We start from the raw sequence: 17172 nt of genomic DNA on the forward strand, positions 1-17172 counted from the left end.
GTGCGGCTGTAGATCTTCGATGGTACAAAACGACAAGGGGCCATCATGCGCATTGCACGAGATCTTGCTGACGCAGTAGGAAAAACACCGCTGATCCGGCTGCGCCGCATCAGTGAAGAAACTGGTTGCGAAATTCTCGGCAAAGCCGAATTCATGAACCCCGGTCAATCCGTCAAGGACCGTGCTGCACTCTATATTATCCGTGATGCCATTGCGCGGGGCGATTTGAAGCCCGGTGGCACCATTGTGGAAGGCACCGCCGGCAATACCGGTATAGGTCTGGCGCTGGTGGGTGCGTCAATGGGGTTCAAGACCGTGATTGTGATCCCGGAAACCCAGTCGGAAGAAAAGAAAGACATGCTGCGGCTGGCCGGTGCACAACTGGTTCAAGTTCCGGCCGCACCTTATCGCAATCCCAATAATTTCGTGCATTATTCCCGGCGTTTGGCCGAGGAATTGGCGGAGACGGAACCCAATGGGGCAATCTGGGCCAACCAGTTTGACAACGTGGCGAACCGTCAGGCCCATGTTGAAACCACTGGACCCGAAATCTGGGAACAAACAGAAGGTAAGGTCGACGGGTTTATCTGTGCTGTCGGGTCGGGCGGTACGTTGGCCGGGGTTGCCGAAGCGTTGCAGCCCAAGGGTGTGAAAATCGGTCTGGTCGATCCTATGGGTGCGGGTCTCTACTCTTACTACACCACCGGTGAAATCGCGATGGAGGGAGGATCGATTGCCGAAGGTATCGGACAGGTTCGGATAACAAAGAACCTGGAAGGGTTCACGCCGGATCATTCCTATCAGATCACTGACACCGAGGCGTTGCCCTATATCTTTGACCTGCTCCGTGAGGAGGGGTTGGTCATGGGCGGGTCAACCGCGATCAACATGGCGGGCGCCGTGCGTCTGGCCAAAGAAATGGGGCCGGGCCACACGATTGTGACTGTCCTTTGCGACTATGGCACGCGGTATCAGTCCAAGCTGTTCAACCCGGATTTCCTGCGCGAGAAAGAATTGCCGGTGCCGGATTGGATGACTGAAGCACCGCGCAGCATTCCCGGCGTTTTCGAGGACGTGTGATGCCGAGGCAGGTTCGCCTGTTTCTGACACTGGTATTCCTGTGTCTTGTCGGGCTCGCAGGCGGTGCTGTCGCGCAGCTGACCGACAGGCAAAGTGAGTATTACCGGGGCTGGATAAAAACGGCTGACCGTGCCGAGTCCGTGATTGAAGCGAACCGTGCGTCAAACGCTGCGTTTGAGAATTTACGTTCTGAAATAAACGGTTACCGAGAGGACTTTAACAAGGCACGCAGCGCCAACACAGACCGTATCGCAACGCTGGAAAGCCAGATCAAGGCGCTTGGTCCAAAACCCGAAGGGGACGCGGCCGAACCTGAAGACATCGCTAAATTGCGAACTCATCTTAATGAGCAGCTCAACAGTTTGCGGGTGCCGCGCATCATTTCCGAAGAAGCTTATACCCGCGCAAATGGATTGATCAGTGAAATCGATCGGATCATCCGGACGCGGCAGACAAAACAATTCTTTGAGCGCGGGCCGTCACCGATCAACCCCGTATATTGGGGACCTGCTTGGCAAGACGTAAAAGAGGCGCTTCAGAGCCTGACAAATGAAACAATTACCAACCTGCGTTCGGACGTAGTGAAAGAACGTATCCGTGATCGTGGCTTGGGAATCTTGTTTCTGGTGATCCTGGCCGCGGTTTTACTGATCTTCGGCAAACGTTGGTCCGAACGGGGCGGCGACTATCTGAGGTTGCTGGGCGGAGCGGGCACTGGTGTTTGGTCCTTCATCATTTCTCTGTTGCGGATTCTGTTGCCATGGATCGGTGTCGTTGCCGCCATCGCCGCAATCAGTCTTTCGGGTATTCCGGGTCTGCGAGGCAGTTTGTTGCTGGAAAAAATCCCCTACTGGGCGGCAATTGCCTTCTTCTACGACTGGATTGGCCGACAGATTTACGTGATTGGCGCTTCACAAGGATTCAAGCGCCTGTCTGCTGCTCGGATTACCGAATTGCGGATATACATTGATCTGTTGGCTTTGATGTTGATCCTGCACGAACTGGCGCTTCTGTTTCAGCAGATCGAAAACGTCTCGGATGCGACTCGTGCGGTGATCAGCTTTCCCGTGATTGTTGGAACGGCATTGCTTTTGCTCCGTGTGCGGCAGATCAGAACGAACGACCGCCTGCTGGACCAGACGGCGTCTACCCGGGCCGCTGGATTCAGCCAATTGGTAGAATTCCTGCGCAAGGCCATGTTCCTGCTGGGGATCGCAACACCCGTACTGGCACTGGTTGGCTATACTAATGCGGCCGAAGCGATTGTGTTTCCGGCGGTAAAAACACTGGTTCTGATTGCCGCACTGGCAATTTTTCAACGGTTTGTCAGTCAGATATACGGATGGATCACAGGGCAGGGCGACGCTGCGCGCGACTCTCTTTTTTCAGTCTTGGTGGGCTTTGCACTGGCCATCGTCGCGCTGCCTGTTCTGGCGATATACTGGGGCGCGCGCGAAACGGACCTGCTTGAAGTATGGTCACGTCTGTTGCTTGGCTTTGACATCGGTGGTGTCACGATCTCACCCAGCAATTTCCTGACATTTATCGCCGTTTTCGCAATCGGTTATACGCTGACGCGGTTGTTGCAAAGCGGGCTGCGCAACTCGCTGTTACCCAAAACCAGTATCGATCCGGGCGGGCAGAACGCGATTGTCGCTGGCTCGGGTTATATCGGGATATTTCTGGCTGCGCTGGCCGCGATCATGGTCGCGGGGTTTGATCTGTCGTCTCTGGCAATTGTTGCGGGTGCACTGTCTGTCGGTATTGGCTTTGGGCTGCAAACGATTGTGTCTAATTTCGTGTCCGGCATCATCCTTCTGGTCGAACGGCCGATCTCCAAGGGTGACTGGATAGATGTGAACGGGATGATGGGCTATGTGCGTGACATTTCCGTCCGATCGACCCGGATCGAGACGTTCGACAGAACGGATGTGATCATTCCCAACTCGGACCTGATCAGCGGCGTCGTCACCAACTACACACGTGGCAATACCATCGGCAGGGTGATTGTACCGGTCGGTGTCGCCTACGGAACAGATACACGGCTGGTCGAGACCATTCTGGGCGAGGTCGCAAACAACCACCCGATGGTTCTGGCCAACCCGGCGCCCAGTGTAGTGTTTCAGGGATTTGGAGCGGATGCGTTGGATTTCGAGATCAGAGCGATCCTACGGGATGTGAACTGGGTTTTATCCGTCAAATCCGACATGAACCACGAGATCAATCGGCGCTTTCTGGAAGCGGGTATCGAGGTGCCGTTTGCACAGCGTGATATCTGGTTGCGCAATCCCGAAGCTTTGCAGACCTCGAACAAGGTTAAAGAGGCAGGCCTTGCGCCCAAACAGAACACAACCGATTCAACGGCAGGAAAGCCAGTTGAACTGACAGAATCTGATCTGGACTCTGACGCGGGCGATGAAATCTGACGACCAGCCCGACAGCTGAAAGGTCGCGTTTCTGGTTGCTTGACGCTCTGGGTAGACTACCGGATTTAATTGATCCTTTCCGGTGATTTCACCGAATTGGGGCCTTGCAAATCTCATGACATTGGTCCAAACATCGCCGGCACGGAGAGGTGGCCGAGTGGTCGAAGGCGCACGCCTGGAAAGTGTGTAGGCGGGGAACCGTCTCCAGGGTTCGAATCCCTGTCTCTCCGCCATTACCCCCCTCAGACAGAAACCCAAACCAGCCCCGGCGTCTTGGCTGTGTACAACTTGGTTTCGTGTACCACGCCGGGTCTTCGAAAGCGCAGGATTTTACATCCCGGACACTTTTGCTTTTCCTAAAATGAACGCGCGTTAAGCCGGAAAACGAAAAAAATACCATAAACATTAACAAAAATGTCCATCTGATATAGAATTACAGTGTTTTTGTTCGGTAACTCTTGGGTTTTCGTGTGGCGCAAACGCTTTATGATAAATACGGTGGCTTCAAAACGATCAGCCGTGTCGTGATGACCTTCTATGAAATGGCGTTGGATTCGGATGACATCGGCCATTATTTTGAAGATATAGATATGCCGCGGCTGATTGATCATCAGACGAAGTTTGTATCATCCCTGATCGGCGGACCGGCGTCATTCAGTGATGACAGGATCGAAGCCGTACACAGGCATCTGAGTATCTCACATGACGAATTTGATGTGATGGCTGAGCTGTTTGGCGAAGCGCTGAGCGTGCATGGTATGTCCGATCAGGATATCAAAACCGCGCTGGCCGCAATTGAAGGGAAGCGTTCAATTATCGTCGCCCGAAACGCGGCATGAGCATTCATGCAATAAACGAACAGCTGTTACGCGCCATCGGTGTCGGCATTGCCGTGGTGCGCGCCTCGGATCTTCAGTTCGTTTTTCATAACGGACCTTTCGCAGAGTGGTTTGGAACTCCCGAGAACGGCAGTACTCTTACGGACATTCTGCCTGCCCTTGATCCCAAAGAACTGGAAGACGTCAAGCAATCGGGCCTGAGATATTCGGTTGAGTTGCAGATCAAACCAAAACGGCGGACCTTGATCTTTGCGGTCGCAGTTTCGTTGGCAAGCGGATTGTCCGAGCAGGTTCTGATTGTCGAATGCCAGAACATCACGCGCATTCGCGAGCTGGAAAGCATGATCGACAGCTATTCCACCATGGTCGAACGCAACACACGAGAACTGGAACGCGAGAAAGAACGGGTTGAACGCCTGCTTTTGAACTTGATGCCACGGGCGGTTTATGAAGAATTCAAGACATTCGGTGTCGTCACTCCGCAGCTCTACAAGCAGGTGTCTGTAGTCATGCTGGACTTTGTGGGTTTCACCGATTTCGCGGCCAAGACCGACCCGACAGTGACCCTAAGTGAGTTGAACGACATTTTCACGGCGTTTGACAGGATCGTTGAACAATTCGGGTGTGAAAGGATCAAAACAATAGGTGACGCATATCTTGCGGTCTCAGGCATGCCTGACCCGACACCCGATCACGCGACCGCAGTGGCTCATTGCGCGGTACGTTTCCTGCGTTATCTCGAACGCCGTAACGAAAGCCATCCGCACAAATGGCAGGCCCGGATCGGTTTGGGCATGGGGGCCGCAGTCGGGTCTGTCGTGGGCATTCAGAAATACGTCTACGACGTTTTCGGTCCGGCGGTAAATATCGCGTCCCGACTGCAAATATTCGCCAATCCTATGAAAATCGTTGCACCGGAAGAGATGAAATACGCCCTGATTGACGAGTTTCAGGTCTCGGACCTGGGACGTGTCGACATAAAGGGAATGGGCGAGATGAATCTTATCAACGTAACGTCCGGGCTGAGCTTTCCGCAAAGCAGTCGAACTTTTTGAAAGGTGTCAGTCGTCCTGAGGGATCAGACCCAGCCCTCGCAGATAGATACCAATGCCGCTTTCCAGCAGGTCTTCTGGGGGGAAGGGAGACGTCGCCCCGGTATTGCGCGCGTATAATTCAACCACGCCATGGCTCATCGCCCAGATGTGCGCGCTGAACATCGACGCGGGCGGGCGCTTTTCTGGTGGAATATGTTGCGACAAGTCAGCGGCTGCTTTCTCCAGAACCGATTTGGCCCGATTGGCGGCCATGGATAATTCTGGGGTGCGATTCAACGAAATTCCGCTTTCAAACATGGCGATGTAGTGGCCGGGGTTCTTCCGGGCAAAAGCCAGATAGGCCCGCCCGGTTGCTTCGAAGGCGGATAGGGCAGAGGGTTGGCCTGTGTCATAAGCGTATTGCATCAGGTCCGCGAACATCTCGAATCCCTGCCGTGCGGCTTCGGCGATAAGGTCTTCGCGCCCTTCAAAATGGCGATAGACTGCGGCTGGTGTTACGCCAGCGGTTTTGGCGGCTTCAGATAACGTAAAACCTGTCGGCCCCTTTTCTTCGATCAGGGACAAGGCTGCCTCGATCAGAGCTTGCTTTAGGTTTCCGTGATGATAACCGCGTTTCGACATCCCGGCCTCAGGTTCTTCGATTAGGTATTGGAAGACAAGGGGATAGACCAAATACACCCGGTCGTCCAACACTTGCCCTTGAAAGCCTTGGCCGGGCAGGGCGAAAACGCAACCTACGCTTCCCAGACATCCGGACCACCGCAGATCAGGGGATCAATGTTACCAATGCTTTTTGCGTCCTTCTCATCATAGTCCAGCGTGTGCAGGACCGATTGAATTGCTGCAAGACGGGCGCGTTTCTTGTCGTCGGACCGGACTATTGTCCAAGGAGATATGTTTGAGTGTGACCGGGTAAGGGTTTCCGAAATCGACTGTGTGTATTCGTCCCACTTGTCCAACCCTGCCACGTCAATCGGGCTGAGTTTCCATTGCTTTAACGGGTCGGTTTCACGGGCCAGAAAACGGTTTAGTTGCTCAGCGCGCCCGACATTGAGCCAGAACTTGAAGAGTTTGATGCCATCATTGACCAGACCCGTTTCAAGCGGCAGAACCTGACGAAAGAACCGCTCGCGCTCTTCCCGGGTGCAGAAACCAAAGACGTTTTCGACCACGCCGCGATTGTACCAGCTGCGGTCAAAGAACACGATCTCGCCGGCTGCAGGCAGGTGCGGGATGTAGCGCTGAAAGTACCATTGACTGCGTTCAGTTTCCGAGGGTTTGCTGAGCGCCACATTGCGCGCGCCGCGCGGGTTCAGGTTTTCGCGAAACCGTTTGATCGTTCCGCCCTTACCGGCAGCATCGCGGCCTTCGAAGATGATGGCGATCCGTTGCGCCGTGTCCTTGACCCAAGACTGCATTTTGACCAGCTCGATCTGGAGCAGTTCCATCTGCTCTTCATAGTCCTTGGGTTTCATCTTCTCGCTATATGGGTAGGTCGGGTTCAGGATATCGCCTTTCTTCGAATTCTCGATCTCATCCCGCACAGCTTTGGGCGCGCTATCCTGAAAATACTTCTCGATAGAACCTTTTTCGGTCCGAGCCATATGTCACCTCGCGATAAAACCCATATCCGACTATGGATTAGAGCTTGGATTAACGCAAACCTGCACGCTGCGCTGCACGATCAATTGCGGCAGCAACCTCGGGCGCTGCGACAACCTGCGGCATGTGACCGATCCCCGGTAACGCGACCAGTTCGGCCTGCGGGATTTGCTGGATCAGACGTTGCGAATGCCATTCAAGGCCGACAGTGTCGTCGGCGGTGCCGTGAACGATTTCGGTTGGCACTGAAATCTCACCGTATCGCGGCTGCAATTGGGTTATCTCATCCAATAGGTTGGCCCGTTGCTTGGCATTTGCATGCATGGAACTGCGCCGGATGGTCAGGCCGGGCCCAAAATGTTCAGCATATCCAGCGGGGGCCGATTGGGGCGCAAATACACTGTCCAATGCCCGCGTTACGTACCAATCGGGCACAAAGGAAGAAATCAGGGGCAGGGCGAGCGTATTGCCGAGCGTGGTAGACGCCAATTGGTTAAACCCATCCAGCGGCGTTTCCCAGGGAATGGCGGCGGGTGCGATCAGAACAAGTGCTGAGAGGTCGTCGGGCCTGGTGACCGCCCATGCAAGTGCCACTGAACCGCCATAGCTTTGGCCCGCCACGACAGGCTTTTCCGCCCCAAGCTGGGCAGCAGCTTTTTGCAGGATATCCGCTTGTTCCGTGATCGTTTCACCGTCTGGGTTGAAACTTTCTGAAAACCCCAGGCCAGGCCGGTCAAAAACGATGACGCGGTAGTTTTCCGCCAGAATAGGTGCCAGCGCAAAGGTCATGTCGCGGGTGTTGCCGCTTGAGCCGTGAAGAAGGACCACATCCGGCCCATTCCCCATGACAACCGCATGAACCGCGATTCCGCCGACATCCAGAATCTGGCCTTCGGGTGGGAAAGCCGCTTCTGCCTGTGCTTCATTCCGGGCGCTGCGCCACGCAGTCACAGCGGCAAGGCCCAGAATGATGAGGCCAAAAGATATCAATGTCTTAGCGGCCAATTTTACTCATATCAAAAGGCGTCGTCTGATAGATTTCGTTTATCCAGTTTCCGTAAAGAAGATGCGCGTGACTGCGCCAACGGTTTTGAGGTGTCTTGGATGGGTCATCATCCGGATAGTAGTTGATCGGCACGTTGATGGGCGTGTCATTGGCGACGTCGCGGTCATACTCCTGTTTCAGCGTGTCGCTGTCATACTCAAAATGATTGAAGATATACAGCGCGCGGTGGCTGGGATCTTCGACCAGACAGGGACCCACATCATCACTGCCCAGCAGGGTCGTCAAACCCTGCGCGGCGTCGATCTCATCTTGTTTCATTTCCGTCCAGCGGCTGACCGGTATAACGCAATCGTCAGAGAACCCACGCAAAAAAGGTGATGCAGGGTTCAGGTTGCGGTGGCGGAAACAGCCAAAGGCCTTGGCATCCAGCATGTGTTTTCGGACACCGTGAAAATGGTTGATCATCGCCATCCCGCCCCAGCAAACACCAAAGGTTGAATGAACGTTTGTCTGGGTCCAGTCGAAGACTTCGCTGATTTCATCCCAATAGGTGACGTCGCCGAATTCCAGATGCTCGATCGGCGCACCAGTGATGATCAGGCCGTCGAATTTCTGGTCCTTAACCTCCTGAAAAGGCAGGTAGAACTCTGACATATGCTCGGCGGCGGTGGTTTTTGTCTGGTGTTCCGTCATACGGATCAAAGACAGTTCGATCTGCAACGGAGTTGCGCCGATCAGACGTGCGAACTGGTTTTCCGTCTGGATCTTCTTCGGCATCAGATTCAGCAGCCCAATGCGCAGGGGGCGAATATCCTGACGCATTGCCTGATCCTCGGACATGACCATAACGCCCTCTTTGTTCAGGACGTCGAAAGCGGGCAGATCTGAGGGGATTTTGATGGGCATGTGTCTGACTTCGAAGAGATTAGGGAAAACTGGTAGTTAGGCGTTATTGCGACTGGCCTCAAGGGTGCGTTCGATCAACTCGTCGAAATCAGCCGCATCGCGGATCTTGCCGATGTCGTTGGCATCAATCGTCACGCCCCAGTTCTTTGCCATCGCCTCGTACCGGGGCTGACGATGGGCCAGGGCTTGCGCATAGGTCCAGCGGACAAAATCATCGGGGTTGACCTCGGTCTCGGCACAGCCGTGTTGATCCAGATACTCTGTCCAGGAACGGGTCAGGAAATCGGCCTGATAGGACATGGGTTTCGGGGATTTGTCGAAACGGCGCACAAGATCGACCGTGTGACCCTCGTCACCCTTTAGCCAGATCATGAGGGTATGCCGTGCGAGTTCGGACAAAACCTGATCTCTTGGGTCTTCGGGGTCTACCCATTCGCAGATCGACCCACCCGTATCACAGATAAAATGGGGATATTTATATAAACGCTCGGCGCGGTCGATGAAGTATTCGGTGTCCAGCAGCGCATGAATTTCGGCCAAGCGAAACTGTTCCTGCCTGCGGCGGTATTCCGGCATGTCCAAGCCGCCCAGATCGGGGTTTCCCGGCTTGCCCAGATAAGCAGCAACAGGTGTCAGATTGGCGAATGAAATATTCGAACCGATATAGATCGAATCCGACAACAGCAGTTCACGCAAGAACGGAACTTTCATGGCCTCGGCCTTGGCATTGTCGGTGATGTACTCGCCCATATAGCGCGTTCCGATCCGGTAATCGATCGAGTAGTGGAACCAGTTCCCGGAATCTCTGAGGATGTTGGATACGTAGGTCTTGCCTAATCCTGACATGCCAAAGAACAGCACTTTCTTGCGGCTTGCGGTGCGCCAGTCATTGGCTGAGGTGTAGATCATTTTGCGCTGTCCTTTTTGCCCTAGCTAAATCGGGCAGCGCACGGCGTCAATTGGGCCGGGACGAACGATTCAGAACCAAAAGGCCAATCGCCAGAACGGCAAAGCCCAGAAAGGCGTTTGGGGACAGGGACTCTTCGCGCAGCAATGCGCCCAGAACAATAGCGACCGGGGGTATGACAAGCGTCACCAGCATAAGATTACTACTGCCGGCCATTGCCAAAACCCGATAGTAAAGCAGATATGCGCCGGCCGTTGCGACGATCGCATAGTACCCGATGGCCGCCCAGGTTATTGCGGGTAGCGCCAAGCTGGGTACTCCATCAACTGCAAGTGTTATTGGCAATACCAGCACTGTCGAAGCCGTCAGCATACCGGCGGCGGCAATCACCGGGGAAAGGTGCGATAACGTTTGCCTCGCCCAAGCCGCGGCACATGCGTAGGAAATTGTTCCGGTCAACACTGCAATCTGAGCGGTGCTTTGCAGGCTGAAATTCAAGAAATTCTGCACTCCGATCGCGATTGAGACACCAAGAAAGCCCAGGCAGACACCCAGTAGCCGGGTCTTTGTCAATCGTTCGTCGCGAAAAAACAGTGCTGCAATCAGAACGCCGAAGATCGCAGTCGCCGCGTTCAGGATCGCCGTCAGACCCGTGTCAATGTACAGCTGCCCCCAAGCCATCAGGCTAAAGGGGATGACGTTGTTCAATAGCCCCATGACCAAAAAAGCGCCCCAGATACCGGGCGAGCGCGGCACCTTGATCCCCTTGATCCAAGTCACCAGCCACAAGACAAGCATGGCCCAGAATGTGCGATGCAAAACCGACGTCATCACGGGAAGCGTGTCCAGAGCGACCCGGATGGAAACAAAGGAGGCGCCCCAGATCAGTCCAAGCAACAAAAGCTCGGCCCAGGCGCGAAGAGAGAGGTGTTTTTGTGCATCCATACGGGCACTGTTTCATTGAAGTTAACCAACGGCGACCCGGTTCATGCGAAAAAGCCCCGCAGAAACTGCGAGGCTTTGTAGGAACATATGATACTCAGATCAGTTCAGAGCGTATGTGATCTGGAAACCAACGCTCCAGGCGCTGTTGCCTGTGAATGTACCACGTGCCGCCGGACCGGCGCCATTCGCGGTGGCATCTCCGATATCCGTGTAACGTACACCACCGGAAATTTTGGCATTCTCAAGAGAATAGGTGCCACCCAGACCGATGCTCCAGAACCCATCTGTCGGGCCGAGGTTCGACACCGGCGTACCTTGGGAAGATTCGTAGCCCAGTGTCACAGCACCAGAAAACTCTTCCGAGAACTGATAGCCCAAACCCAGTGAGTAGGTGAAGGTGGCTTCGTCATAGTCAACCAGGTTCGTGGTCGGCGGATAGTTTGGCGGGTTATACACAAGCTGTGGCCAGTCGACCCAACGGATCGAGCCAAACAACAATGTCTTGGGCGCCACACCGGTCTGGAAATCCAAGTTGATTGACTGCGGTGTTTCAATCTCACTTGTGGTGTTGAACGTTGCCACAGTCCCCGGCGGAATTGGTGGGATAGGAGGCGGATTGAGCGATTCTGTCTGCGAAAGGTCGTGGCTGATCTTGGAGTTATAAGTCAGCGATACACGTGCTGCGATTTCGGGTTTTTCCCAGGCGACACCAACAACATACCCAAATGCGGTATCAGCGCTGGTATCCACCTGATAGCCTGCGGTAATGGGAACAGTTATCGAGGCCTTGACGCGCTGCGCGCGAATACCACCGATCGCACTGAACCCGCCATCGAATTTGTAGCGCAGCAGCGCTGTGATGGCATCTGTATCCGCTGTCGCCCTCAGGCTGTCGGTTCGACCGCCGGGAATTGGGTTGATAGACAAGGGATACGTGCTCGCGTACTGAATATCGGCACCGAAGGGCTGATCATACATGATGGCGAAATCAAGCTTTTCTGTAAGCGCCGTTTTGTACCCCAAGTGCGGTGTAAAAAAGTCGTTCGCAACTTCACCTGAATCAACGGGTTGGCCACCATTTGTGCCAAAAACGTCTGGCATCGTACCGGTCACGCTTGGGTCGGTATACCCCAACCGAAACTGAACTGCAGAGCCTTCTTCAAAGATCAGGTTGATACCCTGACCGCTGCGGTCCAGGCCGCCTGCAAAACCAGCCGTTGCTCCAACGCACAAAGCGCACGTTGCGAGTAGTGTTGTTTTCATTCTGTCCTCCCGAACTTTTTCGAGTATTTGCCTGGCGAAGAATTGAGTGAGTCCAGCGCCTACTCGTGTGTAATGCGCGATACTTTCTTTTCAGTTAGTTTAAGGTCAACTGGTGACGGTGCGTTACTTGTTGCCACTACAGTTCTGAACTGTTGCTAAACTGTTACGATTTTCGGACCAGATGTTCAGGAAAATGCCTGCAAAGATGATAGCGGCGCCGATCAGCACCCAATGGTCGATGGGCTCGTGATAGAGGATCATTCCGATCACCGCGATTGTCGGAAGGCGTGCAAAATCAAAGGGAATTACGACGGTTGCCGGGGCGATAGACAGGGCATTGGTAATGCAAAAATGCGCCAGCAAACCCGCCAACCCAACCAGAATCAAGTAGGGCGCGGTTTGCATTGTCGGAAGCACAATCTGACCGTCGATGCCAGCGGCTGTGGCCCCAAGGACCGCTTGCATTGCGGTCAGCCAGAAAACGATACACCCAATACTGGCAAATCGCGTAAGCTTCTTGGTGGTAATCGTTGTAAACGCAAAGAAAACCGCTGATGCCGCTGCTGTTATTAAGCCGGGGCTCAGGGGGGCAGCGCCTGGGCGTGTGACGATCAGAACCCCTGAAAACCCAATTAGCGCCGCAATCAACTTGAGCGGGGTCAACCGTTCGTTCAGAAACAGCGGCGAAAGCAGGATCACCCAAAGCGGTTGAGTGAACTCCAGCGCGAAAACCTGTGCCAAAGGAGCCACTGCCACGGCGTAGAACCAGAGATTTTGCCCTGTAAAGTGTAAGGTGTTTCGTAAAGCATGCAATCCCAGCCGTTCGGCTGAAACCTGCTGCCAGTTGCGCGTTAAAGTCAGGACTGTTGCAACAACAACGAACCCCACGATGCTGCGATACATCATGATTTCAAAGGTATCATGCGCAGAACTCAGCTCACGCCCTGCAACCGCCATGGATGAGAATGAGGCGATCGCACCTGTCATCCATAGACCGGCCTTCAACACGTCTTTCTGCGCATGGCTCATTTCGGGCGTCCCTCAGGTTCGTCGCGTAGCCGCGCGGCCAAAAGACCGCAAGGCCAAGAGCTTATGATAAGCAGGCTAGGTTTGCCCGGCCATTCAAACGTCGAAGGTGCACCAGATTCAAGGTCGTATAGATGACTGCCCCGAACAAAGGCTTGAACGAGAAGGACGTTTTGCAGCTCAATCAGTTAAGTTTTACGCAGACACCCACCGGTTATTCCCACTCGATGGTGCCGGGTGGTTTCGATGTGATGTCATAGGTGCACCGGTTGATGCCCTTAACCTCATTGATGATCCGCGTTGCCGTTTCGCCCAGGAACTCATGGCTGAACGGGTAGTAGTCTGCGGTCATGCCATCGACAGATGTGACGGCCCGCAGCGCACAGGCGTAGTCATAGGTGCGTCCATCACCCATGACGCCTACCGTGCGCACTGGCAAGATGGCGACAAAAGCCTGCCAGATGTCGTCATAGAGGCCGTGTTTACGGATCTGGTCGATATAGATCGCATCGGCTTCCCGCAAAATACCCAGTTTTTCACGTGTGATCTCGCCGGGGCAGCGGATTGCCAGACCGGGCCCGGGGAAGGGGTGACGCCCGATGAAACTCTGCGGAAGGCCAAGTTCACGGCCAAGCGCGCGAACCTCATCCTTGAACAGCTCTCGCAGGGGTTCGACCAGTTTCAGGCCCATCTTTTCCGGCAAGCCACCGACATTGTGGTGCGATTTGATGGTTACAGAAGGACCGCCCGAAAATGACACCGATTCGATTACATCCGGATAAAGCGTTCCCTGGGCCAGGAACTCGGCCCCTTCAATGGTATCGGCGTGTTTCTGGAACACGTCGATGAACAGTTTGCCGATGATCTTGCGTTTGGTCTCCGGGTCGCTTTGCCCTTCAAGCTCGCCAAGGAACAGTTCGGATTCGTCCGCGTGGATCAGTTGGATATTGTAGTTGTCGCGGAACATGCCGACGACTTCTGTCGCCTCGTTCTTGCGCAACAGCCCGTGGTCAACGAAGACGCAGGTCAACTGGTCTCCAATCGCCTCGTGGATCAGGATCGCCGCGACCGAGCTGTCAACGCCGCCCGACAAACCGCAGATGACCTTCTTGTCACCAACCTGCTCGCGGATCTTGCGGATCATCTCCTCGCGATAGGCCCCCATGGTCCAGTCGCCCTTGAAACCGGCCAGCTTGACGAAGTTCTCGTACAGCTTCGCGCCCTTGGGCGTGTGGTGCACCTCGGGGTGGAACTGCACGGCATAGAAATGGCGCGCTGGATCGGCTGTGATCGCAAAGGGCGCGTTGGGTGATGTGCCAAAGACCTGAAATCCCGGCGCGATTTCACTGACGTGGTCACCGTGGCTCATCCAGACCTGTTCATCCCCGTCGTCAAACCAACCCTTCAGAATTTCCAGTTCGTCTTGCGGCGTGACAAAAGCCCTGCCAAACTCGGCGGTGCCATGGCCACTTTCGACCTTGCCGCCAAGCTGGTGCATCATCACTTGCTGGCCATAACAGATGCCCAGAATCGGCACGCCGTAGTCAAAAATCTCTTGCGGAGCACGGGGCGACCCTTCGCGCGTCACACTGTCCGGCCCGCCCGAGAAGATCACGGCGCGCGGGGCCATTTCTCGCACGAAATCCATCGTGACATTCTGGTAGGGGTGAATTTCGCAATAGACATTCAGTTCGCGCAGGCGGCGGGCAATAAGCTGCGTAACCTGGCTGCCGAAGTCGATGATCAGAAGGCGGTCGTGGGATGTCTGGGTCATGTCAGCGCCTTAGGGCAAGCCTGCACATTTCGCAAGAGCGAGGTCCGATTCCGGCGCGGGATTCGATGAAGATCGCCACACAGGCCTTCGGCACTCGCGTTTCCCGCCGTTCGTGATCCGAAGTAGACAGGTGCGGTAACAATTGGGCCGCACTTTCCAAAATCCGATTATCCCCAATGGCAGCTCGTTGGCGGGATTGCAGAACGGCAATGTCGCTTTTTCCCCCAACGTGCCGCAATCCCTATGCTTGCGTTCCGGCAAACCTGTATCAAACGCTCAATCTAACCAACAACACGGGATCTTCTCATGACCGAGGCAAACACCCGGCGCAGGGCGAGAGGTGGCGGTGGCGCTGCCCGCCGTGCCGAGCGGACTGCAGTTCGTATCGAGACCGCGAAATACATCGAACGCAACATTCCGAACTTCGAAATCCTCAATGAAGAGGCACTGGAGATCATAGAAAACAATGCGGAAACCGTGTTGGAAGAGATCGGTGTTAACTTTGTTGATAATCCGGCTGCACTGGAACGCTGGCGCGACGCTGGCGCGGATATCGACGGTGAACGCGTGCGCATTCCGCGTGGCCTTGCTCGTGAGCTGATCAAAACTGCACCCAGCGAGTTTACCCAACATGCCCGCAACCCCGAGAAATCGGTCGTAATCGGTGGCCGAAACATGGTCCTGGCCCCGGTTTACGGCCCTCCTTTCGTGCGCGATGCACAGGGCGGCCGTCGTTACGCGACGATGGACGACTTCAACAAGTTCGTGAAACTCGCCTATATGTCCAAGTGGTTGCACCATTCGGGCGGTACTGTGTGTGAACCGACCGACATTCCGGTGAACAAGCGCCATCTGGACATGTTGAAGGCGCACATGACCCTGTCGGACAAGCCTTTCATGGGTTCTGTGACCGATCCCAGCCGGGCTCAGGATTCGGTCGAAATGTGCGAAATCCTGTTCGGCAAGGAGTTCGTTCAGCAAAACACGGTGATGACGTCGCTGACCAACATCAACTCGCCGATGACATTCGACGATGTGATGATGGGCTCGCTGGAAGTCTACGCACGTAACAATCAGGCCTGTATCATCTCGCCCTTTATTGTGGGCGGCGCGATGGCACCGGTCTCGGTAGCCGGTACTTTGACACAGGTTCTGGCCGAGGTTCTTGCCGGTGTGGCGTACAGCCAGATCGTCCGTCCCGGTGCACCCGCGATCTTTGGTGCATTCGTGACTTCGATCGACATGAATTCTGGTGCGCCGACCTTCGGAACACCAGAAGCTGCGCATATCACCTATGGCGCGGGTCAGCTGGCGCGGCGTCTGAACTTGCCCTATCGGTCCGCAGGATCGTTCTGTGGCTCGAAACTTCCGGATGCGCAGGCGGCTTATGAAACAGCGAACTCGCTGAATATGGGACTGTTGGCTGGCGTGAACTTCATGTTGCATGCCTGCGGCTGGCTGGAAGGTGGTCTAGTGGCCGACTTCGAGAAATTCGTTATGGATGCGGACCAGTTAGGTGTTTTGCATTCGCTGGCCAAGGGCGTGGCCTATGATGAAAACGCGCAGGCCATGGATGCGATCCGGGAAGTTGGCCCCGGCGGGCATTACCTAGGATGTGCCCACACGCAGGCGAACTTCAAGGAATCGTTCTGGAAGTCCGATCTGCTGGACTACAAGCCATATGAAACCTGGCAGGAAGAAGGCGCGCGTGATACGCGGGCTCTGGCCTCTGCGCGGGTTGAACACCTGCTGGCTAATTACCAGCAACCGCATATGGAACCGGATACAGCCGCAGCGCTGGAAGCCTATATCGCCGAGAAAAAGGCCTCCTTGCCGGATGCGTTCTCCTGATTACTGAAGGACCGGGGCGCGGCTGGCCTGATACAGCCGCGCCTCACCCAACAGCGCGATAAGAATGTCGAGATGCCGGACCAGAGAGTATGCGGCATCATCTTCTTTGCGCAGTTCATTTACCTCTTTTTCCATCTCCATCAGTCGCAGCAGGGCCTGACCTGAACCCGGCAATGATCCGTATCCCAGAATACGTTGCAGATGCCTGTCCCGGTTGTACTCTCTCGCTCCGAAATTGGCGGCTCTTGCCAACATGCGTGGGCGGTGAAGCGTTGAGATCATTGTCATCAGGTCCTGCATCTTATGTGTCCTGTGTCTGAAGGTTTACGGGACCATTAAATGCACAACCTAAGCGGGTGTTGCCTGCGTGACAGCCTCTCCGAACGATGGTTTCACGACTGTTTATCTTTTTGAATCAAATCTGGTTCGTGCCTTGTGAGGTTAACGAACGAGTAACGAATGGACCTCTAGTTAGATTTGGTTAACCCGCAA

The 17172-nt window shown here is 54.9% G+C and carries 15 protein-coding genes and 1 tRNA gene; 6 read left to right on the forward strand and 10 right to left on the reverse strand.

Annotated elements, in window-relative coordinates; genetic code table 11:
* The first annotated feature begins 45 nt into the window (after positions 1–45).
* The 5 genes from ACR0BZ_RS03415 to ACR0BZ_RS03435 all read left to right on the forward strand — a co-directional run bounded on the left by ACR0BZ_RS03415 (position 46) and on the right by ACR0BZ_RS03435 (position 5400).
* A complete protein-coding gene (locus tag ACR0BZ_RS03415; protein ID WP_480919468.1) occupies positions 46–1080 on the forward strand; it encodes a cysteine synthase A in 1035 nt (344 codons plus the stop codon).
* Positions 1080–3506 carry a DUF3772 domain-containing protein gene (locus ACR0BZ_RS03420; protein WP_480919469.1) on the forward strand — a complete coding sequence of 809 codons (2427 nt, stop codon included), beginning with the start codon at positions 1080–1082 and terminating at the stop codon, positions 3504–3506. The genes ACR0BZ_RS03415 and ACR0BZ_RS03420 overlap by 1 nt, the downstream gene beginning before the upstream one ends.
* Positions 3507–3649: 143 nt before the next feature.
* A tRNA-Ser gene (locus tag ACR0BZ_RS03425) sits at positions 3650–3739 on the forward strand.
* A 225-nt stretch (positions 3740–3964) separates the two neighbouring features.
* A complete protein-coding gene (locus ACR0BZ_RS03430) occupies positions 3965–4345 on the forward strand; it encodes a group I truncated hemoglobin (RefSeq protein WP_245222458.1) in 381 nt (126 codons plus the stop codon).
* Complete coding sequence (locus ACR0BZ_RS03435) at positions 4342–5400, forward strand: adenylate/guanylate cyclase domain-containing protein (protein ID WP_480919470.1); 1059 nt, start codon at positions 4342–4344, stop codon at positions 5398–5400. Before ACR0BZ_RS03430 ends, ACR0BZ_RS03435 begins: the two co-directional genes overlap by 4 nt.
* 6 nt (positions 5401–5406) lie before the next feature.
* On the opposite strand, the gene ACR0BZ_RS03440 is transcribed toward ACR0BZ_RS03435, so the two are convergent.
* The 9 genes from ACR0BZ_RS03440 to guaA form a co-directional block, all read right to left on the reverse strand.
* The gene (locus ACR0BZ_RS03440) at positions 5407–6021 is read right to left on the reverse strand and encodes a TetR/AcrR family transcriptional regulator (protein ID WP_480476721.1); all 615 of its coding nucleotides are present in this window, start codon (positions 6019–6021) and stop codon (positions 5407–5409) included.
* A gap of 113 nt (positions 6022–6134) precedes the next feature.
* The gene (gene ppk2 / locus ACR0BZ_RS03445) at positions 6135–7004 is read right to left on the reverse strand and encodes a polyphosphate kinase 2 (RefSeq protein ID WP_480919471.1); all 870 of its coding nucleotides are present in this window, start codon (positions 7002–7004) and stop codon (positions 6135–6137) included.
* Positions 7005–7053: 49 nt separating this feature from the next.
* Positions 7054–8007: an alpha/beta fold hydrolase gene (locus tag ACR0BZ_RS03450; protein ID WP_480919472.1), complete on the reverse strand. Its 954-nt coding sequence runs from the start codon at positions 8005–8007 to the stop codon at positions 7054–7056.
* On the reverse strand, positions 7997–8914 hold the full coding sequence (gene metA, locus ACR0BZ_RS03455) for a homoserine O-acetyltransferase MetA (RefSeq protein WP_480919473.1): 918 nt from the start codon (positions 8912–8914) through the stop codon (positions 7997–7999). The genes ACR0BZ_RS03450 and metA overlap by 11 nt, the downstream gene beginning before the upstream one ends.
* A 36-nt stretch (positions 8915–8950) precedes the next feature.
* On the reverse strand, positions 8951–9823 hold the full coding sequence (locus ACR0BZ_RS03460) for an ATPase (RefSeq protein WP_480583960.1): 873 nt from the start codon (positions 9821–9823) through the stop codon (positions 8951–8953).
* 46 nt (positions 9824–9869) lie between these two features.
* Positions 9870–10766, reverse strand: coding sequence for a DMT family transporter (locus tag ACR0BZ_RS03465; protein WP_480919474.1), 897 nt, complete (start codon positions 10764–10766; stop codon positions 9870–9872).
* 99 nt (positions 10767–10865) lie between these two features.
* Positions 10866–12029 (reverse strand): OmpP1/FadL family transporter, encoded by a 1164-nt coding sequence (locus tag ACR0BZ_RS03470; protein WP_480481189.1) that lies wholly within the window; start codon positions 12027–12029, stop codon positions 10866–10868.
* Positions 12030–12152: 123 nt separating this feature from the next.
* A complete protein-coding gene (locus tag ACR0BZ_RS03475; protein ID WP_480558544.1) occupies positions 12153–13058 on the reverse strand; it encodes a DMT family transporter in 906 nt (301 codons plus the stop codon).
* Between the two features lie 211 nt (positions 13059–13269).
* Positions 13270–14829, reverse strand: a complete 1560-nt coding sequence (gene guaA, locus ACR0BZ_RS03480; RefSeq protein WP_480919475.1) for a glutamine-hydrolyzing GMP synthase — start codon at positions 14827–14829, stop codon at positions 13270–13272.
* Between the two features lie 306 nt (positions 14830–15135).
* Here guaA and ACR0BZ_RS03485 point away from each other — a divergent pair, with 306 nt between their 5' ends.
* A complete protein-coding gene (locus ACR0BZ_RS03485) occupies positions 15136–16680 on the forward strand; it encodes a trimethylamine methyltransferase family protein (protein WP_480481183.1) in 1545 nt (514 codons plus the stop codon).
* Here ACR0BZ_RS03485 and ACR0BZ_RS03490 read toward each other — a convergent pair whose 3' ends face one another.
* On the reverse strand, positions 16681–16980 hold the full coding sequence (locus ACR0BZ_RS03490; RefSeq protein WP_480481181.1) for a DUF6477 family protein: 300 nt from the start codon (positions 16978–16980) through the stop codon (positions 16681–16683).
* Positions 16981–17172 lie beyond the last annotated feature (192 nt).

The organism is Ruegeria sp. P8, assembly GCF_056534665.1.